This is a genomic window from Actinomadura darangshiensis (assembly GCF_004349235.1).
GTDB classification, from domain to species: domain Bacteria; phylum Actinomycetota; class Actinomycetes; order Streptosporangiales; family Streptosporangiaceae; genus Spirillospora; species Spirillospora darangshiensis.
In genome coordinates, this window is record NZ_SMKY01000113.1 from 1 (window position 1) to 25637 (window position 25637).

General features: G+C 72.4%; 13 protein-coding genes, 10 tRNA genes and 1 pseudogene. 17 read left to right on the plus strand and 7 right to left on the minus strand.

Annotation, left to right across the window (positions count from 1 at the left end; all coding sequences use genetic code 11):
* Window positions 1–225 precede the first annotated feature (225 nt).
* The gene (locus tag E1293_RS23505) at window positions 226–1257 is read right to left on the minus strand and encodes a phosphotransferase family protein (protein ID WP_341770207.1); all 1032 of its coding nucleotides are present in this window, start codon (window positions 1255–1257) and stop codon (window positions 226–228) included.
* A gap of 288 nt (window positions 1258–1545) precedes the next feature.
* Between E1293_RS23505 and E1293_RS23510 the strand changes: the two genes are divergently transcribed.
* From E1293_RS23510 to E1293_RS23525, 4 genes are all read left to right on the plus strand, one after another.
* Entirely contained in the window at window positions 1546–3228 is a 1683-nt protein-coding gene (locus E1293_RS23510) for an MFS transporter (protein ID WP_132199621.1), read from the plus strand.
* 72 nt (window positions 3229–3300) lie between these two features.
* Entirely contained in the window at window positions 3301–3774 is a 474-nt protein-coding gene (locus tag E1293_RS23515) for a MarR family winged helix-turn-helix transcriptional regulator (protein ID WP_132199622.1), read from the plus strand.
* Complete coding sequence (locus E1293_RS23520) at window positions 3771–5042, plus strand: MFS transporter (protein ID WP_132199623.1); 1272 nt, start codon at window positions 3771–3773, stop codon at window positions 5040–5042. The genes E1293_RS23515 and E1293_RS23520 overlap by 4 nt, the downstream gene beginning before the upstream one ends.
* A gap of 110 nt (window positions 5043–5152) precedes the next feature.
* Window positions 5153–6016, plus strand: coding sequence for a CE1 family esterase (locus E1293_RS23525; RefSeq protein ID WP_132199624.1), 864 nt, complete (start codon window positions 5153–5155; stop codon window positions 6014–6016).
* Window positions 6017–6039: 23 nt separating this feature from the next.
* Here the strand turns inward: E1293_RS23525 and E1293_RS23530 are convergent, their stop codons facing one another.
* The 4 genes from E1293_RS23530 to E1293_RS23545 all read right to left on the minus strand — a co-directional run bounded on the left by E1293_RS23530 (window position 6040) and on the right by E1293_RS23545 (window position 20624).
* Window positions 6040–6237: an MbtH family protein gene (locus tag E1293_RS23530; protein ID WP_132199625.1), complete on the minus strand. Its 198-nt coding sequence runs from the start codon at window positions 6235–6237 to the stop codon at window positions 6040–6042.
* A 14-nt stretch (window positions 6238–6251) separates the two neighbouring features.
* Complete coding sequence (locus tag E1293_RS23535; RefSeq protein WP_207939039.1) at window positions 6252–7520, minus strand: lysine N(6)-hydroxylase/L-ornithine N(5)-oxygenase family protein; 1269 nt, start codon at window positions 7518–7520, stop codon at window positions 6252–6254.
* Between the two features lie 14 nt (window positions 7521–7534).
* Window positions 7535–8560 (minus strand): iron-siderophore ABC transporter substrate-binding protein, encoded by a 1026-nt coding sequence (locus E1293_RS23540; protein WP_207939040.1) that lies wholly within the window; start codon window positions 8558–8560, stop codon window positions 7535–7537.
* 109 nt (window positions 8561–8669) lie between these two features.
* Window positions 8670–20624, minus strand: coding sequence for a non-ribosomal peptide synthetase (locus tag E1293_RS23545; RefSeq protein ID WP_132199627.1), 11955 nt, complete (start codon window positions 20622–20624; stop codon window positions 8670–8672).
* Window positions 20625–20745: 121 nt separating this feature from the next.
* On the opposite strand from E1293_RS23545, the gene E1293_RS23550 reads away from it, so the two are divergent.
* Window positions 20746–22056 (plus strand): salicylate synthase, encoded by a 1311-nt coding sequence (locus E1293_RS23550; protein WP_243716437.1) that lies wholly within the window; start codon window positions 20746–20748, stop codon window positions 22054–22056.
* 4 nt (window positions 22057–22060) lie between these two features.
* Here the strand turns inward: E1293_RS23550 and E1293_RS23555 are convergent, their stop codons facing one another.
* Complete coding sequence (locus tag E1293_RS23555) at window positions 22061–22564, minus strand: GNAT family N-acetyltransferase (protein ID WP_132199628.1); 504 nt, start codon at window positions 22562–22564, stop codon at window positions 22061–22063.
* Window positions 22565–22697: 133 nt separating this feature from the next.
* Here E1293_RS23555 and E1293_RS23560 point away from each other — a divergent pair, with 133 nt between their 5' ends.
* Window positions 22698–23327, plus strand: a complete 630-nt coding sequence (locus tag E1293_RS23560; protein ID WP_132199629.1) for a nucleoside/nucleotide kinase family protein — start codon at window positions 22698–22700, stop codon at window positions 23325–23327.
* 8 nt (window positions 23328–23335) lie between these two features.
* Here the strand turns inward: E1293_RS23560 and E1293_RS23565 are convergent.
* Window positions 23336–23590: pseudogene (locus E1293_RS23565) on the minus strand (MarR family winged helix-turn-helix transcriptional regulator); the annotation flags it as partial.
* 53 nt (window positions 23591–23643) lie between these two features.
* On the opposite strand from E1293_RS23565, the gene E1293_RS23570 reads away from it, so the two are divergent.
* The 11 genes from E1293_RS23570 (at window position 23644) to E1293_RS47625 (ending at window position 25361) form a co-directional block, all read left to right on the plus strand.
* Complete coding sequence (locus E1293_RS23570) at window positions 23644–24144, plus strand: zinc-binding dehydrogenase (RefSeq protein WP_165978366.1); 501 nt, start codon at window positions 23644–23646, stop codon at window positions 24142–24144.
* A 244-nt stretch (window positions 24145–24388) separates the two neighbouring features.
* Window positions 24389–24461, plus strand: a tRNA-Trp gene (locus E1293_RS23575).
* Between the two features lie 84 nt (window positions 24462–24545).
* A tRNA-Arg gene (locus E1293_RS23580) sits at window positions 24546–24617 on the plus strand.
* 16 nt (window positions 24618–24633) lie between these two features.
* Window positions 24634–24707: transfer RNA gene (locus E1293_RS23585), tRNA-Gly, on the plus strand.
* A 9-nt stretch (window positions 24708–24716) separates the two neighbouring features.
* Window positions 24717–24789, plus strand: a tRNA-Lys gene (locus E1293_RS23590).
* A gap of 5 nt (window positions 24790–24794) precedes the next feature.
* Window positions 24795–24872, plus strand: a tRNA-Glu gene (locus tag E1293_RS23595).
* 13 nt (window positions 24873–24885) lie between these two features.
* Window positions 24886–24957: transfer RNA gene (locus E1293_RS23600), tRNA-Glu, on the plus strand.
* Window positions 24958–24962: 5 nt separating this feature from the next.
* Window positions 24963–25037, plus strand: a tRNA-Met gene (locus E1293_RS23605).
* Between the two features lie 43 nt (window positions 25038–25080).
* Window positions 25081–25156 (plus strand) — tRNA-Asp (locus E1293_RS23610).
* A 31-nt stretch (window positions 25157–25187) separates the two neighbouring features.
* Window positions 25188–25260: transfer RNA gene (locus E1293_RS23615), tRNA-Arg, on the plus strand.
* A gap of 28 nt (window positions 25261–25288) precedes the next feature.
* Window positions 25289–25361, plus strand: a tRNA-Cys gene (locus E1293_RS47625).
* Window positions 25362–25637: the final 276 nt, after the last annotated feature.

The window sequence follows — 25637 nt, forward strand, 5'->3', positions numbered from 1 at the left end:
GTCCCGCGGCATCCGCCCCGGCACCGCGGGACCGTCCAGCCCGCCGGCAGATCGCCGGCGTGCGCGGCGGACGCGCGGGCTCCCCTCCTGCTCCAGCCCGCCGGCACGGCCGCGCTCCGGCTCTCACCCTGCACAGCGCCTACGGGCCGTGATCCGTCACACGACCTGCCGTGATCATGGTCTACCTGGGCGAACCCGCCGCGGCCCCGCGCCGTGGACCAGTGCCTACCCGCGTCCCTCCAGCGCGGCGAGCCCGGATCGCAGCAGCGGCTCGACCGCGGCGCCCACCGTTTCGAACCCCTCCCCCACGGTCTGGCCGTGGATGTACCGGTAGTGGATCCCCTCGGAGATGACGGCGAGCTTGAAGCACGCCAGCGCCACGTAGAAGCCGATCGCCGACACGTCCCGTCCGCTCCGGCCGGCGTAGCGCGCCAGGACGTCGTCGGCCGAAGGGAAACCGGGCGCGCTGGACGCGTCGGCCGTGCCGGGTATCGGGGTCTGGCGCCGCATGTAGACGAGCAGCAGCGCGAGGTCGGTCAGCGGATCGCCGAGCGTCGCCATCTCCCAGTCGAGGACGGCGGCGATGCGGTCGCCGGAGTCGACGAGCAGGTTGTCGAGGCGGTAGTCGCCGTGCACGATCGCGGGCGCCGTGCCCCCCGGGATGTTCGCCTCCAGCAGCGCGTGCAGCTCGGTGGCGGACGGGATGTCGCGGCTGCGGGAGGCGTCGAGCTGCTTCTTCCAGCGGCGCACCTGGCGTGCGAGAAACCCTTCGGGACGGCCGAAGTCCGCGAGGCCGGCCTGCGCAGGGTCGACGCCATGCAGCTCGACCAGAGTGTCGATCATGCGCTCGGCGATCCGCCCGACGCGCCGCGCGCCGAGCGGCTCCAGCTCGGCCGCGCTCCGGTACGGGACGCCCCCGACCATCTCCATCACGTAGAACGGCGCGCCGATGACGGCGGTGTCCTCGCAGAGCGCGTACGTCTCCGGGACGGGGACGCCGGTTCCGGCCAGGGCCGTCATCACCCGGTACTCGCGCGCCATGTCGTGCGCGGTCGCGAGGACGTGGCCGAGCGGCGGGCGCCGGACGATCCAGGAGCCCCGCCCGTCGGTGACCTCGTAGGTGAGGTTCGAGCGCCCGCCCTCGATGACCCGCGCGCGCAGCGGGCCGGCGGCGGCCCCCGGCCGGACGTGCTCGAAGAAGTCCCCGAACCGGTCCAGGTCGAGCCCGGGGACGTCCGAGCCATCGAATACCCGCAATGTGTCTCCTCCACGATCCGAGCCCTTGTACCGTCCGGTCGGTATGGCGCAGGATGCCGCTGCGGGCACGCGCGCGAGCGCGCGCGACAGGCTCCCGGCGCGCGCCACGCCAGGCGGGTATCCGCAAGTAGAGGAGAGCATACCGACTGGTCGGTTTTCAATGGCGGAAGTTATTGCCATTTCGCTTTCCCGGGTCTACGTTGACCGCACGGCGGCCTGTGAAGAGGCAGTTCGCCGCCGTTCCAGGACCGTTTCTCGGGGGAGATCAGCACCCGGAGGAGTCGCTGTATGTCCGTTTCGTCGTCCACCGGCGCCGGCGCCGCCGAGGGCGCCGCCGCACCGGGCCTCGCCGCCCGGCTGTGGCGCCGCGACCTTCCGCACTATCCGGAGACCGGGCGCCGCTACGCCTATCTCGGCATCGTGGTCGTCACCACGATCGTCCTGTACTACCTGCTGTACATCCAGTACGCCGTCGCGACGTCGATCATGACGCACTACGAGATGTCGTTCGGCTTCTTCATCCTGATGTCGGTCGTCGGGAACGCGATCGGCGCGTTCGCGTCGCTGCTCGCCGGGCTCGCCGACCGCTGGGGGCGCGCGAACCTCGTCGTGTACGGCCTGCTGATCGCCGGCCTGCTGGTGCTGGTGCTGCCGCAGTCGCCGGACAAGACCACGTTCCTGGTGCTGTTCGCGGTGCTCAGCTTCATCGAGGGCATCGTCCTGGTCGCCACCCCGGCGCTGATCCGCGACTTCTCGCCGCAGCTCGGCCGCGCCACCGCGATGGGCTTCTGGACGATGGGCCCCGTCCTCGGCAGCCTCGTGGTGACGACCGTGACGAGCGCGACGCTGGACTCCTCCAGCTGGCAGGACGAACTGCGCTACTCCGGCTTCGCCGCGCTCGTGGTGTTCGTCGTCGCGCTGTTCGGGCTGCGCGAGCTGTCCCCGGCGCTGCGCGACCAGATCATGGTCAGCATGCGCGACCGCGCGCTGGTCGAGGCGCGCGCCAAGGGCATCGACCCGGACCAGCAGCTGTCGGGCCACTGGCGGCAGATGATGCGGCTGGACGTCGTCGGCTCCGCCTTCGCGATCAGCGTCTACCTGCTGCTCTACTACGCGGCCGTCGGCAACTTCGTCATCTACTTCTCCGCCACGTTCGGCTACAGCGAGCAGCGCACCAACGGGCTCGCGAACTGGTATTGGGCGGCGAACGCCATCGCGCTGGTGGTGGCGGGGCTGCTGTCGGACCGGCTCGGCGTCCGCAAGCCGCTGATGGTCGTCGGCGGGATCGGCTCGGTGGTCGCGACGGCGGTCTTCGCGCAGCTGGCCGTCCACCCGGACACCGGCTACTACACCTTCGCGTGGCTGTTCATCGGGATCGGCGTGTTCGGCGGCCTCGCCTACGCGCCGTGGATGGCGAGCTTCACCGAGACCGTCGAGAAGCACAACCCGGCGGCGACCGCGACCGGTCTCGCGGTGTGGGGGTGGATCCTGCGCATCGTCGTGGCGTGCTCGGCGGCGTTCGTGCCGCTGGTCGTGACGTCGGTGACGCCGATCGTGGAGCACGGGCACGAGGTGCAGGTCGCGTCCGAGCAGGCGGCCCCGGCGCTGGCCATCGTCAACCAGCACCAGGCTCTGTTCGGGGAGCTGGGCAAGTACCCGGCGGGGCAGGCCCCGCCGGAGCTGCAGGCCCGCGCCGCGAAGGAGGTCGGCCTGCCCGGCCTCGCCACCGTGCAGAAGGCGCAGCCGCAGCTGAAGGTGCTGAAGGAGCACGGCGCCAAGGTGAAGGAGGCGTCCGAGGACGGGCCCGGCCAGTGGCGGACGTGGTGGTACGTGTGCCTCGGCGGCCAGATCGTCTTCCTGCCCTTCATCTTCATCATGACCGGCCGCTGGAGCCCGAAGCGGGCCCGGGAGGACGCCGAGGAGCACCAGCGCGCGATCGAGAAGGAGATGGCCGCGCTGGCGAAGGAGTGACCCTCCTCACAAAAGTACTTAGCCAGGCGAATCTATAGACGACTTATGTAAGCAAGTGATACGAATCGGACTATGGATTCGCCGTCCTCCGCCGACGAGCTGGAGCTGGCCGCGGGGCTGGGACGCGTGTACTCGCTGATGCGAGCGCTGTCCCAGCCCCGCGACCTGTCGATGACGACCGTGTCGACGCTGGCCACGCTGGAGCGTTCCGGTCCCCGCCGGGTGACCGAGCTGGCCGCGTTCGAGGGCGTCACGCAGCCCGCGATGACCCAGCTGGTGTCGCGGCTCGAACGGGAGGGGATGGCGGAGCGCCGCGCGCTGCCCGGTGACCGCCGGGGCGTCGCGGTGCACCTCACCGAGGCGGGCCGCGCCGAACTGGCGCGGCGGCGCGCGGCCCAGGCCAAGCGGCTCGCCGAGCTGCTCGCCGGGCTGCCCGCCGCCGACCGGGCCGCGATCGCCGCGGCACTGCCTGCCCTGAACCGGCTGACCGGCGCCGCCCTCGGTGCCGCGATCCCCGAAACCCCGACCGGCGGAGAGCACGCATGAAACAGGTCGCCGACACGGGCGCCCAGAGTCCCTTCCAGCAGCCGAAGGCCGTCTGGGCCGTCGCGTTCGCGTGCGTCATCTCGTTCATGGGCATCGGGCTCGTCGACCCGATCCTGCCCGCGATCTCCGAGGACCTGCACGCCTCGCCCAGCCAGGTCACCCTGCTGTTCACCAGCTACCTGGTGGTGACGGCGGTCGCGATGCTGGTGACGGGCTTCGTATCCAGCCGCATCGGCGCGAAGCGCACCCTGATCGCGGGCCTGATCCTGATCGTGGTGTTCAGCGCCCTCGCCGGGACGTCCGGCAGCATCTCCGGGATCATCGGCTTCCGGGCCGGCTGGGGGCTCGGCAACGCGCTGTTCATCGCGACCTCCCTCGCCGTCATCGTGGCGTCGGCGAGCGGCGGGCTCGGCGGCGCGATCATCGCCTACGAGTCCGCGCTCGGCCTCGGCATCGCCGCCGGGCCGCTGCTCGGCGGCGTGCTGGGCGACATCAGCTGGCGCGGCCCGTTCTACGGCGTCGCCGTGCTGATGTCGATCGCACTGATCGCCACCATCGTGCTCGTGGAACCGCAGCCGAAACCGGCGCGCAAGACGTCGATCGCCGACCCGATCAAGGCGCTCAGGCACCGCGGCCTCCTGGTCATGAGCCTGACCGCGCTCTGCTACAACTGGGGCTTCTTCACCGTCCTCGGGTACGCGCCGTTCCCGATGCACCTGAGCGCCATGCGGCTCGGCCTGGTGTTCACCGGGTGGGGCCTGCTGGTCGCGGTTTTCGCGGTGTTCGGCGCGCCCTGGCTGCAGCGCCGGTTCGGGCTGGCCCGCACCCTGTACGGCAACCTGGCGCTGTTCGCGGTGAACGTGCTGGTGATCGCGATCTTCGTGAACTCGCAGGCGGTGCTGATCGTCGCGGTGATCGTCGCGGGGGTCTTCATCGGCGTGAACAACACGGTGACCACGCAGGCCGTCATGATGGTCGCGCCGGTGGAGCGCCCGGTGGCGTCGGCCGCGTACGGGTTCGTCCGGTTCATCGGCGGCGGCCTCGCGCCCTACGCGGCCGGGCGGCTCGTCGAGCACACGAACATCCACGTCCCGTTCGCCATCGGCGCGGGCGTGATCGCCCTCGGCATCGGGGTCCTCGCCATCGGCCACCGCGACCTCGCGGACGCCGAGCGCGGGCAGGCGGGGCTGAACGCGCAGGCCGCGGCGGGCGAGGGGGACGCGGAGGTCGCGGAGGCGGCGGAGACGGGCTCCGGATCGGGCTCGTAGCGCCCGCGGCCGCCGCTCCGGCCACTGCTTCGGCCGGTGCCAAAAGCCGCTGATCTTTTCTATGCGCCGGTGCGTAGCCCGGCGGGTGTGACCCGCGTTACAACCGCAGTATGAAGATCGCCGCGCGGGCGGCGATGATCGTGGTGCTCCTCACGACGCTCATCGCCCACCCCCTGCCCGCCGGGGCCTCCGAGGACGCCCCCGGAACGACCGAGCACACGATAGCCATGGGCGACTGGGACCGCCCCTACCTGCTGCACGTCCCGCCAGGCCATCCCCCCGGCAAGCCGCTGCCGCTCATCGTGGCGCTGCACGGCGGGCTGAACGACGCCGAGTACGTCCGGAAGCAGAGCGGCCTGGACGAGGTCGCCGACGGCGAGGGCTACGCCGTCGCCTACCCGAACGGCTTCCTCGGCACGTGGAACGCGGGGGCCTGCTGCTCGTTCGCGCGCTGGACGGGCATCGACGACATGGGGTTCCTCGACAAGCTGATCGACACGCTGGTGGAGGAGGGCGTCGCCGACCCCCGCCGCGTGTTCATGACCGGCTTCTCCAACGGCGGCGGCATGGCCTACCGCTACGCGTGCGAGCGGTCCGGCCGGCTCGCCGGGATAGCCGTGGTGTCCGGCGCGCTCGCCATCGGCTGCACGCCGGAGAAGCCGGTGTCCGTGCTGGCCTTCCACGGGACGTGGGATCCGTCCGTCCCCTACACGGGCGGCGGGAACATGGACGCGGACGTCCATTTCCCGTTCATCGCCGTGCAGGTCGTCATGGAGTTCTGGAGGTGGGTGGACAAGCTGCCCGCACTGTCATGGCCGGTGCCCGGCGGGCCCGGGGACTGCGTCGGGACCGGGCCCGGCCCGCTCGTCGTCGCGCTGTGCACGAAGCAGCAGGGCGGGCACGAGTGGCCCGGCTACGCGAGCGGGCTGATGGCCCGGTTCTTCGATGCCCGGCCCTCCCTGCCGAAGGCGTGACCGTGTTGAAGACGACCGCGCCGTCAGGCGGACAGGCTCCGCGGGCGGATGTCCTTCCAGTTGGACGTCACGTATCCGATGCAGCCGGACCGCGACTCCGGGCCGAAGACCGTCGTCCAGCCGGCGGGGACGTCGGCGAACGCCGGCCACAGCGAGTGCTGGCCTTCGGCGTTGACGAGGACGCGGAACGTCCCGTCGGGGTCGTCGAACGGATTGGTCATGATGCCTTCCTCTTCTAGACGCCGGGGGTGACGCGGGCGGACCGGCGCGCCATCGACCGGACGATCTCCCCGGTGCGGACGGCGGTCATGGACAGCAGCGACGAGGCGATCCCGTGGCTGTGCTCCGTGGCGCCCTGCAGGTAGACGCCCCATTCGCGGCCGGGCTCGGTCGCGATGCGGTAGTCGCGCTCCATGACGGGGCGTCCGTCCGGGCCGGTGCGGCAGTGCGCGCCCGCCTCGCCGAGCAGGTGGAACGGGTCGCGTTCGCGGTAGCCGGTGGCGTAGACGACGGCGTCGGCGTCCAGCTCGGCGGTCTCGCCGGTGGGCAGGAACCCGGTGCGGACCCGCACGCCGTCCGGGCCGTCCCGGACGTCCTCGACGCGCGAGACGTTGAGGATGCGCAGCCGCTCGGCGCCCGCGACCTTCTCGGCGTAGGCGCGCCGGTACAGCTCGTCGATGAGGTCGAGGTCGACCACGGAGTAGTTGGTGTTGCGCGAGTAGTCGAACAGCATCCGCTTCACCTCGTCCGGCGCCGCGTAGTAGTGGTCGACGGCCGCCGGGTCGAAGATGCGGTTGGCGAACGAGCTGTCGTCGGCGGGCGAGTACCCGTACCGGGTGAAGACCGCGCACACCTCGGTGCCGGGGAACGTCCGGTGCAGGTACTCGACGGCCTCGGCGGCGCTCTGCCCGGCGCCGACCACGACGAGCCGGCGCGGGTTCCAGTCCTTGCGCTCGTCCAGGCGGGTGAGGAGGTCCTCGGTGTGCCAGATCCGCTCCCCCGGCCGCAGGCCCTCCGGCAGGACGGGGTCGAGGCCGGCGGCGATGACGACGTTGCGGGCGAGGTGGGTCTCCAGTTCGTCGTCGCGGCGCACGACGACCTCGAGGGTCTCGTCGTCGTGCGGGCGGAGCGCGACGACCTCGGTCCCGTAGCGGACGCGGCCGGCGAACGCGGCGGCCGTCCATTCGAGGTAGTCGTGGAACTCCAGCCGCGTCGGGAACATCGTCTTGTGGTTGACGAAGTCGACCAGCCGGCCCCGGGCGTGCAGGTAGGAGAGGAACGAGTACGGGCTGGCGGGGTTGCGCAGCGACACCAGGTCCTTGAGGAAGTGGACCTGCATGGTGGCGCCGTCGATCAGCATGCCGCGGTGCCAGCCGAACCGCGGCTGCTTCTCGAAGAACACCGCGTCCACGCCGGGGCCGTGCTCCTCCTCCAGCGCGACGGCGAGCGCCAGGTTGGACGGGCCGAACCCGATTCCGGCGACGTCGTGGACGGGTGTGCGCATGCGCTCCTCCGGCATCAGGCGGGCTCGGCCGCGTCCGCGGCCTTGGCGATCTTCGGGACGACCTGGTCGACGACGTACGGGACGGCGAGCGGCGTCGGGGTGCGCAGCGGCCAGAACGACTTCAGGTCGAGCGGCACGTAGGAGCCGCGCTTGACGACGTCGAGGCCGGCGAACAGCTTGTTGCCCTCGATCTTCTTCTGCGTGGCGGGGTCGTCGTTGTAGTGGCTGAGCAGGACGTCCACGTCCAGGACCGACACCTTCTCCATGCTGATCTCGGCGGCGAACCCGTCGCCGGGCAGCTTGGCGATCGGTTCGGGCAGCTTCATGCCGAACTGCTGGAGCAGCTTCACGCTGGTGTCGTCGGGCGATTTCATCACGCCGATGTTCCCGTTCGGGAAGACGCTGGTGAACGCGAACTCCTTGCCGTTCAGCTGCGGGTACTCCGTCTTGACGCCGGCGATCTTCGCCTCGGTCCCGGCGACCAGCCTCTTGCCGTCCGCGGGCCGGCCGATCGCGGTCGCGACCTGCTGGGTGATCTGCTCCCAGGAGTCCTCGGCCGGGCCGGTCTGGTAGGCGACGGTCGGCACGAGCTCGGAGAGCTTCTTGTACTCCTTGTCGATGTAGAAGTCGCCGCCGGCGAGGACGAGGTCGGGCCGCAGGGCCGCGATCTCCTCCAGGTTGAACCCGGCCTCGCCCGCCTTGAGCAGCTTCGGCTTCGCGCCGGTCAGCTTGGGGGCGCTCCACGGGGCGAGCCCGTCGGACTGGACGCCGGTCAGCTCGGCCATGCCGACGGGGGTGACGCCGAGGGCGAGCAGCGCGTCCTGGTCGACCTCGCCGAGCGCGACGATCCGTTTCGGCGCCGACGGGATCTTCGTGGTGCCGAGCTTGTGCGTGATCGTGAGCGGGAACGCCCCGGCGTTCGTGCCGGCGGCGCCGCCGGAGCCGCCGCCCGCGGGTTCGTCGTCGCCGCACGCCGCGGCCGTGCCGAGGCTCAGGACGAGCGCGGCGGTCAGGGCCAGGCGCCGCATCATGGTGCGCATAGCGGACCTTCCAGTGTCGGAGGGCGGGGGGGTTCCCGGGCTGTTGATCAGGGCTGATCTTAGGTTAGGCTCACCTAACTAGGCAATGGGTGCGCCGGTATGAGCCGCCTCACCCCCGCCCGGCGGGTTCGAGCCGGGCGAGGAGGCCCGCCACGGTCGGCGCGGCCATCAGCGTCGCGATCTTCAGGTCCGCGCAGCCCGGCTCCCCGCGGACGCGCCGGACGAGCTTCATCGCGAGCAGCGAGTGGCCGCCGAGGTCGAAGAAGTCGTCGTCCGGGCCGACCTCGGGGACACCGAGTTCCGCGGCGAAGATCCGGCACAGCGCCGCCTCCCGGTCGTCGTCCCGGTGCGCCGCCGTCGCGGCCGTCTCCGCGGTGACGGCGCGGGCGGTCGGCCCGGCGGGCAGCCCGCCGACCCGCGTGCCGGGGTCGTCCGCGACGGTTGCGAACAGGGCGATGAGGCTCTCCGCCAGCGCGGCGATCGTGTCACGGTCGAACAGGTCGGCGGAGTAGTCGACGATGAGCCGGAGCCCGTCCGGGCCCTCCCGGAAGATGAAGTCCAGGTCGAACTTCGCCGCGCCAGGCCCGAACAGCGCCTCCCGTTGCTCCAGGCCAGGGAAGCTCACGTCGCCGACGCCCTGGTTCTCGTACCCGACCATCACTTGGAACAGCGGGTTGCGTCCCGGGACGCGGCGGGGCCGCAGCGCCTCGACGACCGCCTCGAACGGGAGGTCCTGGTTGGCGAGGCCGGCGAGGCCGACCTCGCGGACGCGGGCGAGCAGCTCCGCGAACTCCGGGTCGCCGGACACGTCGGCGCGCAGGACGAGCGTGTTCACGAAGAAGCCGACGAGGTCGCGGGCGGCCTCCTCGGTCCGTCCGGCGACGGGGCTGCCGAGGGGGATGACGTCGCCCGCGCCCGTCCGGTGCAGGAGCGCGGCGACGGCGGCCTGGCACACCATGAACATGCTGGCGTTCGCGTCGCGCGCGAGCTTTCGGAGCTTCCGCGTGAGTCCGGGCGGGAGGTCGGCGGTCAGCGTCCCGCCGCGCTGCCCGACCGTGCCGGGCCGCGGGCGGTCGACGGGCAGCGGGATCTCCTCGGGCAGGTCCACGAGCGTCCACGCCCAGTGGTCGAGCTGCCGGGCGTGGACGCTGCCCGGGTCGAGGGGGTCGCCGAGCAGTTCCGCCTGCCACAGTGCGTGGTCGGCGTACTGGACGTGCGGCGGTTCCCAGGCCGGGGCCTTCCCGTCCAGCCGGGCGGTGTACGCCTCGGCGACGTCGCGGGCGAACGGGCCGAACGACCATTCGTCGAACGCGATGTGGTGGAAGACGGCGAGGAGCAGATGCTCGTCCTCGCCTTCCGGGAATACCGCCACCCGGAGCGGGATCTCCTTGGCGAGGTCGAACGGCCTGGCGATGACGTCCTCCGGCGGGCACGCCGCCACTTCCAGGGCGGGCCTCGCCTCGTCCGGGTCGAGGATTCGCTGGTACGGGGCGCCGTCGTGCTCGGGGAACACCGTCCGGAGGCTCTCGTGCCGGGCGGTGACGTCCCCGATCGCCGCTTCCAGGGCGGTGCGGTCGAGGTCGCCGCGGAGCCGGACGGCGAGCGGCAGATGGTAGGCGCCGCGCGGCCCGTCGTCCTCGCGCAGGAGCTGGTCGAGCAGCCACAGCCGCCGCTGCGCGGACGACAGCGGGACGCGGCCGGGCCGTTCCTTCGGCTCCAGGACGGGCCGGGCCCCCGCGCCGGCGTTGCCGTGCAGGCGCGCGGCCAGCTCGGCGACGGTCGGCGCCTCGAACAGGTCGCGGATGGCCAGCTCGGCGCCGAGCACCGCACGCGCCCGGCCGACGAGGCGGGTCGCGAGCAGCGAGTGGCCGCCGAGGTCGAAGAAGTCGTCGTCGATGCCGGCGCCGGGCGCGTCCAGCACCTCGGCGAACAGCGTGCACAGCAGGCGTTCGACGGGCGTGCGGGGCGGCCGTCCGGCGCGGCGCGGCCCGTCCTGCCCGGGGCCCGGGAGGGCGTGCCGGTCGAGCTTGCCGTTCACGGTGAGCGGCAGCGCGCCCAGGGTCATGATCGCGCTCGGCACCATGTATCCGGGCAGGCGCGCCTTCAGGCTCTCCCGGACTCGCGCGGCCAGCACCCCGTGGTCGCGCGCGGCGACCGGGTCGTTCGCGTAGGCGGCCGGCGCCCGCCCAGGCTCGGCCGGAGCACACGCCTCTCCCCCGCCGAACACGGCGTCGAAGCACCCGATCCGGTCGGACGGCGTGAGCACCACGTCCGGGAAGAGCGCGTGCAGCGTCTCCGGCTCGATTCCCTCGGGTGCCGCGGCCAGGGCCCGGCGCGCCTCGTCCGCCGGCAGCCCGTCGCGGAGCATCCGCAGAGCGGCGGCCTCACCCGACAGACGCGGATCGGGAATGCCCCTCACCCGCAGCGGGCGCGTCCCGGAGCGGGCGGCGAGATCGCTCAGCTCGCTCCAGTCCACGACCGGCGTGTCCGGGGCGGGTGGGGCGTCCTTGTGGAGGACGACGTCGTAGCGGTGGCGGGTCAGTTCGTTGTGGTGGGTGCCGCGCTTGGTGAGGACGTCCACGCGAGTCGGGCCGTCCAGGGCGGCGAAGAAGGCGGGGTCCAGGAGGAGTTCCTTCTCCATGCGGACGGCGCGGTCTATCGCGTCCAGGTCGCCGCCGCCGCGTCCGAGCTGGATCGCGGCGTGCAGGCAGTGGACGGTGCGCAGGTCGCGGACGTCCCCGATGAACAGGGCCCCGCCCGGTGCGAGGAGCCGCATGGCCTTGGCGATGACGTCCTGGAGGTAGGCGGCGCCCGGGAAGTACTGCACCACCGAGTTGATCACGATGGTGTCGAAGTGCTCTTCGGGGAGGCCGGCGGTGTCGTGGGCGGGCCGGTGGCTCAGCCGGACCGGCGATTCGGGACCCAGGTCCGCGCGGAGCTTCTCGATGACGGGTTCGGAGAAGTCGGTGCCCCAGTACTCCTCGCTCTCGGGCGCAAGGCGGGTGAGGAGGAGGCCGGCGCCGACGCCGATCTCCAGGACGCGGCGGGGGCGGAGCGCGCGGATGCGGTCGACGGTCGTCCCGCGCCATTCGCGCATGTCGCCGAGCGGGATGGGGGCGCCGTCGTAGGTGCTGTCCCAGCCGGCGAACTCCTCGGCGTGGACGACGGTGCCGACCTCGGTGTACTCGGCGTCGTAGATCTGCCGCCACTCGGCTAGCTGCTCGTCGGCGGCGCCCTCGCGCGACCCGTCCGGGACGACGTAGCCGAGGAGGCGCTTCACCCCGGGGACATCGGTCTCGGCGGCGACGACCGCGGCCTGCCCGACGCCCGGCTCGGCGGCGAGCGCGGTCTCGATCTCCGCCGGCTCCACCCGGTAGCCGCGGATCTTGACCTGGTCGTCGGTGCGGCCGAGGAAGTCGATGTTGCCGTCGGCGCGGACGCGGACGAGGTCGCCCGTCCGGTACATGCGGCCGCCCGCGAAGGGGTCGGCGACGAAGCGCTCGGCGGTGAGGCCGGCGCGGCCGAGGTACCCGCGGGCGAGGCCGGCGCCCGCGATGTACAGCTCGCCGGGCGCGCCGGGCGGGACGGGGCGCAGCCAGCCGTCCAGGACGTACCCGCGGGTGTTCCAGATCGGCTTGCCGACGGTCGGGGTGGCGCTGTCCTCGGTACCGCCGCCGAGCGTGTTGATCGTGTACTCGGTCGGGCCGTAGAGGTTGTAGCCGAGGACGCCGTCGGCTCGTGCGAGCCGGTCCCACACCGCGGTCGGGACGGCTTCGCCGCCGAGCAGGACGAGCGGCGGCCGGTGCCCGCCGTCCAGGAGCCCCTCGTCCAGGAGCTGCTGGGCGTAGGTGGGGGTCACGTTGATGACGTCGATGCCGTGCTGCCGCAGGTAGGCGGTGAGGGCTTCGGCGTCGCGGCGGAGGTCCTCGTCGCAGACGTGCACCTCGTGGCCCTCGATGAGCCAGAGGAGTTCCTCCCACGACATGTCGAAGGAGAAGGAGACGGTGTGGGCGATGCGGAGGCGGCGGCCCGCGGAGGCGACCACCGGGTCGAAGATGTGGGCGCGGTGGTTGAACTGCATGTTGGTGAGGCCGCGGTACGGCGTCACCACGCCCTTGGGGCGTCCGGTCGAGCCGGACGTGTAGATGACGTAGGCGGGGTGGTCGAGGCGGCCGGGGGTGCCCGGGGCGAAACCGGATAGCTCGGCCGGGGTGAGGTCCGTGCCGGCCTGCGCGGCAAGGGCCTGGGCGGTCTCCGGGTCGTCGAGCGCGAGGGTCGCGCCGGAGTGGGTGAGGCCGGCGGCGATGCCGGTGTGCGAGACCAGGCAGGCCGGCGCCGCGTCCTGGAGCATGAAGTCGAGGCGGTCGGCCGGGTAGTCGAGTTCCAGCGGCAGGTAGGCGGCGCCCGTGCGGAGGACGGCGAACAGCGCGACGACCATCTGCGCCGAGCGCGGCAGCGCCAGCGCGACGACCTTCTCGGGGCCCGCCCCGTTCGCGAGCAGGAGCCGGGCGAGGCGGTTGACCTCCGCGTTCAGCTCCGCGTAGGTGAGGCGGACGCCGGGCAGGGAGACGAGTGCGAGGTCGCCGGGCTGTTCGGCGGCCCGTTCGGCGAGCAGTTCGGCGACCGTCAGCTCGGGGACGGGATGCCATGCCGCGTCCCACGCGTTCCGGAGTTCCTCGTGCTCCCGCGGGACGAGCAGGTCGAGGCGGTGGCAGGGGGTGCCGGGCGCCGCGGCGAACTGCCGGAGGACCTGGACGTACCGGTCGGTGACGCGTTCGGCCTCGGCCTCGGTGAACGCGTCGCCCCGGTACATGACGCGCAGCGCGCCGCCCGGCTCGACGACCATGGTGATCGGGTAATGGGTGGCGTCGCGGACCTCGCGGCCGCGGACGCGCAGGGCGCCGTCCGGGCCGAAGCCGCGGCCGGTCGGCATGCCCGGGAAGTTCTGGAAGACGAACAGCGTGTCGAAGAGCGTGCCGAGGCCGGTCGCGCGCTGGACGTCGGCGAGCGCGACGAAGGAGTGGTCGAACAGCTCCGACTGGGCGGCCTGGACGCGGTCGAGGACCGCGGTGAGCGCGTCCGCCGGGCCCGCCTGCACCCTGACGGGGATGGTGTTGAACAGCAGGCCGACCATGGATTCGACGCCGTCGACGTCCGGGTGCCGTCCGGAGACGGAGGCGCCGAAGACGACGTCGTCGCGGCCGGTCAGGCCCATGAGGACCAGGCCCCACGCCGTTTCGAAGAGGGTGCCGGAGGTGACGCCCTTCTCCCTCGCCATGGCGTCGAGGCTCGCGGCGAGGTCGGGTGGGAGCGCGCGGTGCACTTCGCCGGCCGCCGTCAGGTCCGCGGGCGTGCCGACCAGGGCGGGGCGGACGAGGGCGGGCTCGTCGAAGCCGTCGAGGGCGCGGCGCCACGCCTCCACGGCGGCGGCCTTGTCGCGGCCGTTCACCCAGTCGAGGAACGCGCGGAACGGCGGGACGGGGCGCCCGGCCTCGGCGGCGGCGTCGGTGTAGGCGTCGAGCAGCGAGGTGACGAGGAGGCCGCCGGACCAGCCGTCCAGCAGGATCAGCTCGGAGGTGAGGATCAGGCGGTGGTCGTCCTCGGCGAGGCTCGCCAGGGCGAACCGGATCAGGGGCGGCTCGGCGGGGTCGAACGGCTCGGCGCGCTGTGCGTCGATGAAGGCGTCGAGCTCGTCCGGGGATACTCCGGCGTGCGTCCACGGGGTCGGGAAGTCGTCCGGGACGAACTGGACGGCGCGGTCGCCGTCCGTCCGGAACCCGGCGCGCAGGTTGGGGTACTTCTCCAGGACGGCACGTACCGCGTCGGCCATCCGGGCCGGGTCGGCCGGTCCGGACAGGGTCACCACGGCCTGCTGCACGTAGATGTCGCGGCCCTCGCCGGCGAGCATCAGGTGGTAGAGGAGCCCTTCCTGGAGGGGCGAGAGCGGGAGTTCACCGGCCGGGTCCGCCGCCTGGACGGTCTCCGTCCCTTCGGAGGAGGGGGCGGCGTGCTCGGCGAGGGCCTCGACCGTCCGGAGCCGGAAGACGTCGCGGACGGTGAACGACAGTCCGGCGCGGCGGGCGCGGGCGACGAGGAGCGCCGCGCTGATGCTGTCGCCGCCGGTGCGGAAGAAGTCGTCGTCGGCTCCCACGGCGTCGCGGCCGAGGACGGCCGCGGCCAGGCGGGCGAGGACGCGTTCCGGTCCGGTGGCCGGGGCCCGTCCGCCGGCGGGGCGCCCGGGTTCGGGGAGGGCGCGCCGGTCGACCTTGCCGTTCGGGTTGAGGGGCAGCTCGTCCAGGACGACGAGTTCGGCGGGTACGAGATAGCCGGGCAGCAGTGCGCGCAGCGAGTCGTGGAGCGCTGCGGCGTCGATGTCGCCGACGACGTAGCCGACGAGGCGGGTTCCGTGCGCGGCGACGGCGGCCCGCCGCACCCCTGGCCGGGCGGCGAGCACCGCCTCGACCTCGCCGGGCTCGATCCGGAAGCCGCGGATCTTGAGCTGTGCGTCGGCGCGGCCGAGGAAGTCGAGCCCGCCGTCCGGGCGGCGCCGGACGCGGTCGCCGGTGCGGTAGAGGCGGGAGCCGGGCGGGCCGAACGGGTTCGCGACGAACCGCTCGGCGGTCCGGGCCGGGTCGCCGAGGTAGCCGCGTGCCAGCCCGTCGCCCGCGAGGTACAGCTCCCCCACGGGGACCTCGCGGAGGGCGGCGTCCAGAACGTGGGCGCGGGTGTTGGCGATCGGCCGCAGCCCGCCGGCCCCTTCACCGGGCACGGCGATGAGGCTGTCGCCGGCGGCCTCCGAGCATCCGTACAGGTTGACCAGCCGTGCCGGGACCTGGTGGGCGAGCGCCGCGGGCAGTGCCTCGCCGCTGCTGATCCACGTGGTCACCGAAGGCGGCAGCCCGTTCTCGGCGAGCGCGGAGAGCAGGCTCGGGACGAGCGTGACGAGTCCGATGCCGTGGCGTTCGATGAAGTCGGCGAGCGCGACGGCGTCGGTGGCGGTCGCGTCGTCGGCGATGACGACGGTGTCGCCGGCGGCGAGGCCGCCGAGCAGTTCGGTCGTCCCGTCGATGAACGCGGGTGAGCTCTTGGCGACGCGGACGCCGGGCGCCGCGAGGCCGGCGCCCCAGGCGAGGCGGTTGGCGAGGGCGCGCTGGGTGCCGGCGACGGCCTTGGGCACACCGGTCGAGCCCGACGTGAAGACGACATAGGACGGGTGGTCCGGGAGGACGGCGGGCGGCGTGCGGGGCGGCGCGTCGAGGGGCGGCTCGTCGCGTCCGAGGACCAGGAGCGGCCGGGCGGTGTCCAGCATCGTCTGGATGCGGGCGGACGGGTATGACAGGTCGATCGGCAGGTAGGCCGCGCCCGTCTTGAGCACGGCGAGCAGCGCCACGGCGAACTCGTCCGAGCGCGGGAGGGCGAGCGCGACGACCTGTTCCGGGCCCGCACCGGCGGCGGCGAGCCGGTCGGCGAGAACCTCGGCGCGGCGGTCCAGGCCCGCATAGGTGAGGGCGGTGCCGCCGAAGACCACGGCGGTCCTGTCCGGGGTCCGCGCGGCCTGCGCCTCGATGAGGGCGGCGGGCGTGCCGGCCGGGTGATCGCGGGAGGTGTCCGGGTGCTCGACCGGCGCGCCGAGCGAGGACAGCCGCCGGTCCGGGGCGCCGGTCACCTGGGTGAGCAGTTCGTGCAGGTCGTCGAGGAGCCCTTCGACGGTCGCGGCGTCGAAGAGGTCGGTGGCGAACGCGGCGAAGCCCTCGACCTCGTCGCCTTCCGCGAAGTACAGGTCGAGGTCGAACTTCACGCCGCCGGTCTCCGGCAGGAACGGCTCGGCGCGCACGCCCGGCAGCGCGAGGCGCACGTCGTCCAGCCGCTGGTGGACGATCATCACCTGGAACAGCGGGCTGCGGGCGAGCGAGCGTTCGGGCGCGAGCCGGTCCACGACCCGCTCGAACGGGGCGCCGGCGTGGGAGAACGCGGCGAGGTCTGCGGCGCGCACCCGGTCGAGCAGTTCGGCGAACGTCGGGTCACCGGACAGGTCGGTGCGCAGCACGAGCGGGTTGACGAAGACGCCGACCAGGCCGGCGAGGTCCTCGTCGGGACGTCCCGCGATGGGCGAGCCGAGCGCGATGTCGTCGCCCGCGCCCGACCGCTGGAGCAGCGCGGCGACGGCGGCGTGCAGGACCATGAACACGCTGGTCCCGGTGTCGCGGGCCAGCCGGCGCGCCCCCGCGGCCGGGAGCCGGAACGGCACGAGGCCGCCCCGGTGCGTCGCCTCCGCGGGACGCGGCCGGTCGAACGGGAGGACGGTCTCCTCCGGCAGCCCGGTGAGCGCCTCCTCCCAGTAGTCGAGGTGCGGCGCCGTGCCGGGTGCGGCGTCGCGCTGCCAGGCCGCGTAGTCGGCGTACTGGACGGGCAGCGGCTCCCAGCCCGGTTCGCGGCCGTCCCGCCGGGCCTCGTAGGCGTGGGCGAGGTCGGCAAGCAGCGGCGTGAACGACCACTCGTCGGCGGCGGCGTGGTGCAGCAGCAGGATCAGCGACCACGCGTCGTCGGCCGTCCGGACGAGGGTGCCGCGGACGGGGAGGTCCCGGCCGATGTCGAAGACGTGCGCGGTGGCGTCCCGCTCGATGGCGGATCGCCGTCGCGGGGTCTCGGCGCGCGCGTCGACGACGGCGAGGTGGACGGGGACGTCCGGTTCCAGGACGCGCTGGACGGGCAGGCCGTCCGGCCCTTCGACCAGCAGCGTGCGGAGTGCTTCGTGGCGGGCGACGACATCGGCGAACGCCCGGCCGAGCGCCCCTTCGTCCACGGGGCCGCGGAGGCGGAGGCCGAGCGGCAGCGCGTAGGACGCGGACGGGCCGCGGAGACGCTCCTCCAGCCAGAGGCCGCGCTGCGCCGCCGAGGCCGGGACGACCTCCGGCCGTCCGACGTCGCGGACGCGCACGGTCTCGGCCGCGACCAGCCGGGGCGCGAGCGCGGCGACGGTCGGCGCCTCGAACACGTCCGCGATGGACAGTTCCGCGCCGAGGACGGCGCGCGCCTTGGCCGCGACGCGCGTCGCGAGCAGCGAATGGCCGCCGAGCGCGAAGAAGTCGTCGTCGATGCCGACCCCCTCGACGCCGAGGAGGCCGGCGAAGATCGCGCAGAGGGCGGTCTCGCGGGCGTCGCGCGGCGCCCGTCCGGAGACCTCGGCTTCGGGGGCGGGGAGGGCGGCGCGGTCGAGCTTGCCGTTGACCGTCCTCGGCAGCGCGTCGAGCGCGACGAGGGCGGACGGCACCATGTACTCGGGAAGCGCGCTGGCGAGCGCGTCACGCAGGGCGGCTTCGTCGGCATCGTGTGCGGGGACGTAGTAGCCGACCAGCCGCGCGTCACCGGGGCGGTCCTCCCGGACGACGACCGCGGCCTGCGCGATGCCGGGCCGCGCGGCGAGCACCGCCTGCGCCTCGGCGGGCTCGATCCGGAAACCGCGGATCTTCACCTGGTCGTCGGTGCGGCCGAGGTACTCGATCGACCCGTCCCGGGCGCGCCGCGCGAGGTCGCCCGTCCGGTACATGCGCGAACCGGGCGGCCCGCACGGATCCGCGACGAACCGCTCCGCCGTGAGGTCGGGGCGGCCGACGTATCCGCGGGCCAGTTGCGCGCCCGCCAGGTACAGCTCGCCCGGCACGCCCGGCGGAACGGGACGCAGGCGCGCGTCGAGGATGTGGGCCCGCGTGTTCCAGAACGGGGCGCCGATGCCGGAGGCGGGCAGGTCCGCGGACGTCGCCCAGATCGTCGCCTCGGTCGGCCCGTACATGTTGGTGGCGAGCGACGCCTCCCGCTCCAGCACCGCGGCGAGGTCGGCCGGCAGCGCCTCGCCGCCGACCAGCACCCGCAGGCCGCCGAGCGCGGCCGGGTCGAGCGTGCCGAGCAGCGACGGGGTGCCCTGCACGACCGTGGCGTCCTTCAGCAGCCCGGCGAGCGCGACCGGGTCGCGGACGGCGGCCCGGTCCGCGAGGACGACGGTCGCGCCGCTGATCAGGGGCACGAACAGTTCCAGCGCGGCGATGTCGAACGCGATCGTCGTGACCGCGACGAGGCGGTCGCCCGGGCCGAGGCCCAGCTGCTCGCGGGTCGTGAGCAGGAAGTTCGTGAGCGCGCCGTGCGGGACGGCCACGCCCTTGGGACGTCCGGTCGACCCGGAGGTGTAGATGGCGTAGGCGAGCTGGTCGCGGCTCGTGCCGGCGGACGGCGCGGTCCTTGCGGCAAGGGAGCCGTCGAGGACGAGGAGGGGGGTCGTGTCCGGGAGGAGCCTCGCGGTCTCCGGCGTGACGATCGCGCAGAGGGGCACGGCGTCGTCCAGCATGTAGGCGAGCCGGTCGGCGGGATGGTCGAGGTCGAGCGGCAGATACGCGGCACCCGCCTTCAGGACGCCGAGGAGCGCCACGGCGAGGTCCGGCGTGCGGGGCAGCGCGACCGCGACGACGCCCTCGGCACCGGCTCCCCGGGAGCGGAGCTCCGCGGCGAGCGCCGTGGCGCGCGCGTCCAGTTCGGCATAGGTGAGCCGCCGCGTTCCGGCCTCGATGGCGGCCGCGTCCGGCGTGAGCGCCGCCTGTTCCTCGAAGAGCGCGACGGCGTTCGTGCCGGGCAGCGCGCGGTCGGTGGCGTTGGCGGCGGCGATCAGGGCGCGCTCGTCCGCGTCCATGATCTCCAGTGCGCCGATCGGGCGGTCGGGATCGGCGAGTGCGTCCTCCAGGAGCGTCTCGAGGTGGCCGAGGAGCGCGTCGACGCGTTCGTCGTCGAACAGCTCGCGGCGGAACGTGGCCTCGACCGTCATGCCCTGCGGCCGGACGAACGCCTCCAGCGACAGGTCGAAGTGCGTGGTGCCGTTGTGGATGTGCGTCCAGCCGGAGGTGATGCCGGGCAGGTCCAGCTCGCCGATCTCCTGGGCGAGGAAGAGGAGCATCGTGTCGAAGAAGGCCGACCGTCCGCGTCCCCGCGCGGGGCGCAGTTCCTGGACGAGACGGTCATACGGCAGCGCCTGGTGCGCGAAGCCTTCGGCGACCGTCCGTCCGACGCGGTGCAGCACCTCCCGGAACGTCGGCGCGCCCGACAGGTCGCCGCGCAGCACCAGTGTGTTGCCGAAGTTGCCGACGAGCCGCTCGACCTCGGCGTGCTCGCGGTTCATCACCGACGACCCGATCGCCACGTCGTCCGCGCCGGTGTAGCGGTGCAGAAGCACGGCATAGCCGGCCAGCATCACCGCGAAGGAAGTGAAGTGCTCCTCGGCGGCGAGCTTCCGCATCCCTTCCGTGACCGCGTCGCCGAAGCGCCGCGCCCGCCGTCCCCCGCGCTCGGACGCGGCGGCGGCGCGCGAATGGTCGACGGGCAGGTCGAGCGGTGCGGGCGGCGGATCGAGCCGTCCCCGCCAGTAGGCGAGGTCGTCCTCGGCGAGCGGCCGCCGCTGCTCCCACTCGGCGTAGTCGGCGTACTGGACGTCCAGCCGGGGCAGTCCGTCCGGCTCGCCGGTGACCGCCGCGCGGTAGAGCGCGGAGAGGTCCCGCGAAAGCGAGCCCCACGTCATGCCGTCCCACGCGATGTGATGCACGACGAGGACGAGCGCGTGCTCGTCCTCGCCGAGATCGAGCAACTCAAGCCGCAGGGGGCGCTCGTTTCGCAGGTCGAACGGCGTCGCCGCCAGTTCGGCCGCGCGCGCCTCGGCGTCGTCGCACGCGACCGGCGCGAGGTCGAGCGAGTCGTCCGCCGTGACGATCTGCACGGCATGGTCTCCGGCGGCGTCCGCGTACAGAGTGCGGAGGACGGCATGCCGCCGGATCAACCCCCGCAGCGCCTCCCGGAGCGCCCCGGCGTCCAGCGCGCCCGACATGCGGACGAGCAGGCACACGTTGTAGGCGGCGCTGTCCGGGAACGTGCGGTGGTGCAGCCACATGCTCTGCTGCGCGTAGGACAGGGGCGCCGGCCCGTCCGATCCGCGAGGGGCGAGGCGGGCGGTGTCCGCGCCGAGCCCGGCCTCCGCCACCATCCGCCGCATCAGTTCGCGTCGCCGTGCCGCCGTCGTCTGCTCCCGCACGCTCAACTCTTTCGTTGTCGGCTTCACCACCGCGGGTTAGGTTAGCCTTGCCTACGAAAATCATGCAAGGTTAGCCTTACCTAAGTTTGACCTTCCGGTCCGCGAAAGGGAGTTGGCTGCCTTGTCCTCTGGTCTGCGCACGGACACGAAACCCGCCGAGCTGGTCGTCGAGTACACCTCGGACCCGCAGGCGCACATGGCCCGCCTGGCCGGATCGGGGCTGTTCGACGACCACCTCGTCTACGAGCGCCCCGGCTCCTGGACATTCGCGGGCGGGATGCTCGGCGAGGTCGTCCTGGACGCCGACGCCGTCCACGCCCACTGGCCGGGCCAGGCCCCGAGCACCCGCCGCTGGACGGGCCGCCCCGCCGACGCACTCCGCGACACGTTCGCCTCCGCCCCGCTCCCGACGTGGAACGCCTACGGCTGGATCGCGTTCGAGGCCGCCGCGCCCCGTCCCACCGGGCGGCTCGCGCACCTGATCGTCCCTCGCACGGAGGTCCGGGTCGAGGACGGCCGCGCCACCGTCACCGGCATCGACGCGGCCGACACCGAGCAGCTCGCCAAGCTCCTGGCCAAGCCCGGCGCGCAGCCCGCCGGCCCGCCCTCGCCCATCGACGTCCGGGCCGGCGGCGACCGCTACCGGACCCGCGTCGCCGACGCCGTGGCCGAGATCGACGCGGGCCGCTACCAGAAGGTCATCGTGTCCCGCCGCCTGGACGTCCCGTACCCGGTCGACGTCGTCTCGACCTTCCTGCGGGGCCGCCGGGCGAACACCCCGGCGCGCTCATTCCTCTTCGACCTGGGCGGCTTCCAGGCCACCGGCTTCAGCCCCGAGGTCCTCGTGAGCGTCGACGCCTCCGGCCGCGTCATGACCCAGCCCCTCGCCGGCACCCGCGCCTTCGGCCTCGGCGCGGACGCCGACGCCCGGACCCGCCGCGACCTGGAGACCGACCCGAAGGAGATCTACGAGCACGCCGTGTCCGTCCGCACCTCCCAGCAGGAGCTGAACCGGGTCTGCGACCCGGAGACCGTCCAGGTCACCGGCTTCATGACGGTGAAGGAACGCGGCAGCGTCCAGCACCTGGGCTCCAGCGTCAGCGGCACCCTCTCCCCCGGCCGCACCGCGTGGGACGCCCTGGACGCCCTCTTCCCCGGCGTCACCGCGTCCGGCATCCCGAAGCCGGAGGCGATCGAGGCCATCACCCGCCTGGACGAGCACCGCGGCCTGTACTCCGGCGCCGTCCTGACCGTCTCCCACGACGGCTCCCTGGACTCGGCCCTCGTCCTGCGCGCCCTCTACGCCGAGAACGGCCAAGCCTGGCTCCGCGCCGGCGCCGGCATAGTCAGCGCCTCGACCCCCGCCCGCGAATACGAGGAGACCTGCGAGAAGCTCTCCAGCATCGCCCCCCACGTCGTCCCCCGAACCTGACCGATCAGTCGGCCGGAATCTCACGGTTGGAGAAATAGGGGTTCTCGAACGGAAGGCTCTCGACGAGCCATTGCCGCAGTGCGCGATACAGCCCCGCGTAGTGACCCGCCGCGTACGCGGACGGCGTCACCCACCAGCTCACATCCACGTCGTGCTTCGCCAGCTCCTCGGTGAGCGGAGTGCGCCGCCCCATGGGATACAGGTAGCAGCAGCCCAGATATCCGCCGTCCACGGCGTACACGGCATAGGCGAACGAGTCCCCTTCGCGGAATTCGCATTCGTGCCACACCAGGTCGACGTAGTTGAACTCTTCCGTCACTTCTTCCGTCGGCCAAGCACCACCCCTGGTCTGGCGGATGATCTCGATGCTGGCGTTGATACCACGCACATCATCGGCCAAATCGGCACGCGAGAGCGCCTTGGCCACGATGTCGCCATGGGTCAGCCTGTCGGGAACGGCGAAACCCGCCGGCAGCTCGAACTTCTTGACGAACTGGCTGTAATCCATCGTCCCTCCTCGTCGACCTGTCGAGCGTGCTCTCGACCACCCGGGGAAGGCATCCGTGCCCCCACGGATTCACCACGGACCGGCGCCGCGTGGCCATGCAGCCGCATCCGCGAAGATCCGGCACGATGGAGTGATGCGCGCACGACCGATCGCACCCGCGCTCATCATCGAAGACCTACGCGACCGGATCGACAAGGCACCACGCGACGCCTGGCAGCGGGTCGCCGTCGACGGCGCGCCCGCCGCGGAGCCCTGGGTCCTCGCCGACGCACTGGTCGACCCCCTGCGCGCTGCGGGCCGCGACGTCGTCCGGGTGTCCACGCGCGACTTCCTTCGCCCGACCTCGCTCCGCTACGAGTTCGGCCGCCACGACCCCGACGTCTACTACGACCAGTGGCTCGACATCGGCGGACTCGTCCGCGAGGTACTCGCACCGCTGGACCCCGGCGGCACCGGCCGCGTCCTGCCAAGCCTCTGGGACAGCGAACTGGACCGCGCCACCCGGGCCGCCTACACACCCGTCGCTCCAGGCGGCGTCCTTCTACTGGACGGTTCACTCCTCCTGGGCCGGGGCCTGCCCCTGGATCTGAGCGTCCATCTGACCCTCTCCCCCGGCGCCCTGGCCCGCCGAACCCCAGACGACGAAACCTGGACCCTCCCGGCATTCGCCCGCTACGACCGCGAAGCCGACCCCCTGCGCACCGCCGACGTAGTCCTGAAAACAGACGACCCCGACCACCCCGCCCTGATCGAGTCCGCCTAAGGCCAACCTCACTGTTGCAGGGTCCTGGCGAGCAGGGCGGTGACGGTTCGTTGCTCCTGGTCGTCGAGGGCGGCCAGGAGTGTGCGCTGGGCGCGGTTCACACGCTGCCGGCCCCGTCGCTGAGTCGCGGTTCCTGACGGGGTCGGGGTGACAAGGTAGGCGCGGCGGTCCACGGGGTTGCGCACGCGTTCGATGAGGCCCGCGTCCTGGAGCTCGTCCACCACGGCGACGATCGTGGTGCGGTCGATGCCGAGCCTGTTTCCGAGCGCAGGTGCGTCCCGGGGAGCGGGTACTGGTCACACCGGCGGGCGGAGGCGTGGGGAGCCTGCTGATCCAGTTGCTGCACGCCCGCGGCGCATGGGTGGCGGGAGCGGCCCGAGGCGATCGCAAACTGAAGTCCACTAGGGCACTCGGCGCCCGCGCCGCCTTCGACTACGGCCACGAGGACTGGACCGAGCGAGCGCTCGCGTCGGCCGATGGGAGGGGTTTCGACGTCGTCCTGGACGGCGTCGGCGGGGACATCGGCCGCGTTTCACTGGCGCTGACCGCTCCCGGCGGCCGGTTCATCGGCTACGGCGGCCCCAGCGGAGAGTTCGTCCGTCCTGAACCTGGGCACGCGGCGCGAATGCGGTCGCTCTTCGACCTGGAACTGGCGGCCGGCGACGAACGGCGCCTGATCGAGGCGGCCCTGCGCCAGGCGGCCGCGGGCCGGCTGAGACCGGTCATCGGCCAGACGTACCCGCTGGAACAGGCCGCGGACGCACACACCGCCATCGAAGCCCGAGCAGCACTCGGAAAGACCCTCCTGCTTCCCTGACGGCGATGCCGCCAAAAAAGCCGTTGACGAAAAGGGGTGACGCACTCCACCCTGTATATAGACGTCAGAACGCGACCACGAAGGGACAGAGCAAGGTGATCGAATCGACCGCCGAACGAGCGCCGCGGAATCACAAGCTCCGCTGGTGTGGCGGCGACGCCATCTCCGGAGTCGCTTCTGGATAGGGAACACGTAGGTCCCTCCAGAGGCCGCCCGGGAAACGTCCCGTGGCGGCCTTTGACATGTGGGTGAGCCAACCGGATAGGCGGCCGGTCTCCAAAACCGGCGGGACGCAGGTTCGAATCCTGCCACCCATGCGACCCGCTTCCGAGCGGCGGACATGCAGCGGACATCATCCGCATTGAAAATTCCACAGTGGAGAACGCAAAGCTGGGTACCCCACCTCAGTAGCTCAACGGACAGAGCACCGGTCTACGGAACCGGGGATCCGGGTTCGACTCCTGGTTGAGATACTGCGCTACCCGCCTGGCCGTACAAGCCGATGTGGTTGAGGCACCGGTCTTCCAAACCGGAGGCACGGGGTTCGAATCCCCGGTACGGCTCCGCACCATGCCGCTCGCGCCCGACCGGACGGGCACCGGCCTCTTAAGCCGGAGTGAAGAGGTTCAAGTCCTCTGGGCGGTACGCACGGCCCGTTGGTCTAGCAAGGTAAGGACATCCGGTTCTCATCCGGAAGGACGTCGGTTCGAATCCGACACGGGCTACCAGCACAATCCCCTTGGCCCCGTCGACCATGGGTTAGGTCGCGAGGTCTTCACCCTCGCGAAGCGGGTTCGAGTCCCGCCGGGGCTGCACGACGCGGAGTGGACTGGAGGTGGTTCCAGCCGGGCCTCATAAGCCCTGTGACGCGGGTTCGACTCCCGCCTCCGCAACTGAACTCACCGAACGACAAATCATGCCTGCGACGAAATACCGGCTCGTGTAGCTCAACGGACAGAGCGCCGCCTTGTCAGGGCGGGAGATGCGGGTTCGACTCCCGTTGCGAGCGCCAACGAGTATCCGTAGTTCTGCCATCCCGTCTTGCCCTCTTAGCTCAGGGGAGAGAGCGCCCGGTTCCGGACCGGGAGGCCGCAGGTTCGATTCCTGCAGGGGGTACGCGGCACCACCTCGGTGCCCGATTCATGGCGCAGCTCTCGCTGGTGCGGGCGTCGGCCTGCAAAGCCGACCGAATCCGGGTTCGACTCCCGACTGCGCTTCGCTGCTCAACGTTCTCCACTGTGGAGCCCCTACACCTGCGCCGGTGCCACGTCGGCGGTCACGGCACCCCATCACACACTGGGCAGTCCTTAAATTTAGTCTTGACATAAGTAGTGAACAAGCTCACTGTACGCCTCTAGTGTCTCGCTCGAAAAGTTTCTTTCTGTTTGAGAGACTGGGGTATGCGAACCGCTGCCCCCTTGGCATTGCGTGATGGTGACGCGGACGAGCTGCGTCGACTTGAGTCGGCGCGCAGCGTCTCGGCGGGCCTGGCC

Coding starts and splice junctions, on each gene's coding strand:
- E1293_RS23510 (WP_132199621.1), top strand. CDS start 1,546: ATGTCCGTTTCGTCGTCCACCGGCGCCGGCGCCGCCGAGGGCGCCGCC.
- E1293_RS23515 (WP_132199622.1), top strand. CDS start 3,301: ATGGATTCGCCGTCCTCCGCCGACGAGCTGGAGCTGGCCGCGGGGCTG.
- E1293_RS23520 (WP_132199623.1), top strand. CDS start 3,771: ATGAAACAGGTCGCCGACACGGGCGCCCAGAGTCCCTTCCAGCAGCCG.
- E1293_RS23525 (WP_132199624.1), top strand. CDS start 5,153: ATGAAGATCGCCGCGCGGGCGGCGATGATCGTGGTGCTCCTCACGACG.
- E1293_RS23530 (WP_132199625.1), bottom strand. CDS start 6,237: ATGACCAATCCGTTCGACGACCCCGACGGGACGTTCCGCGTCCTCGTC.
- E1293_RS23535 (WP_207939039.1), bottom strand. CDS start 7,520: ATGCGCACACCCGTCCACGACGTCGCCGGAATCGGGTTCGGCCCGTCC.
- E1293_RS23540 (WP_207939040.1), bottom strand. CDS start 8,560: ATGCGCACCATGATGCGGCGCCTGGCCCTGACCGCCGCGCTCGTCCTG.
- E1293_RS23555 (WP_132199628.1), bottom strand. CDS start 22,564: ATGGATTACAGCCAGTTCGTCAAGAAGTTCGAGCTGCCGGCGGGTTTC.
- E1293_RS23560 (WP_132199629.1), top strand. CDS start 22,698: ATGCGCGCACGACCGATCGCACCCGCGCTCATCATCGAAGACCTACGC.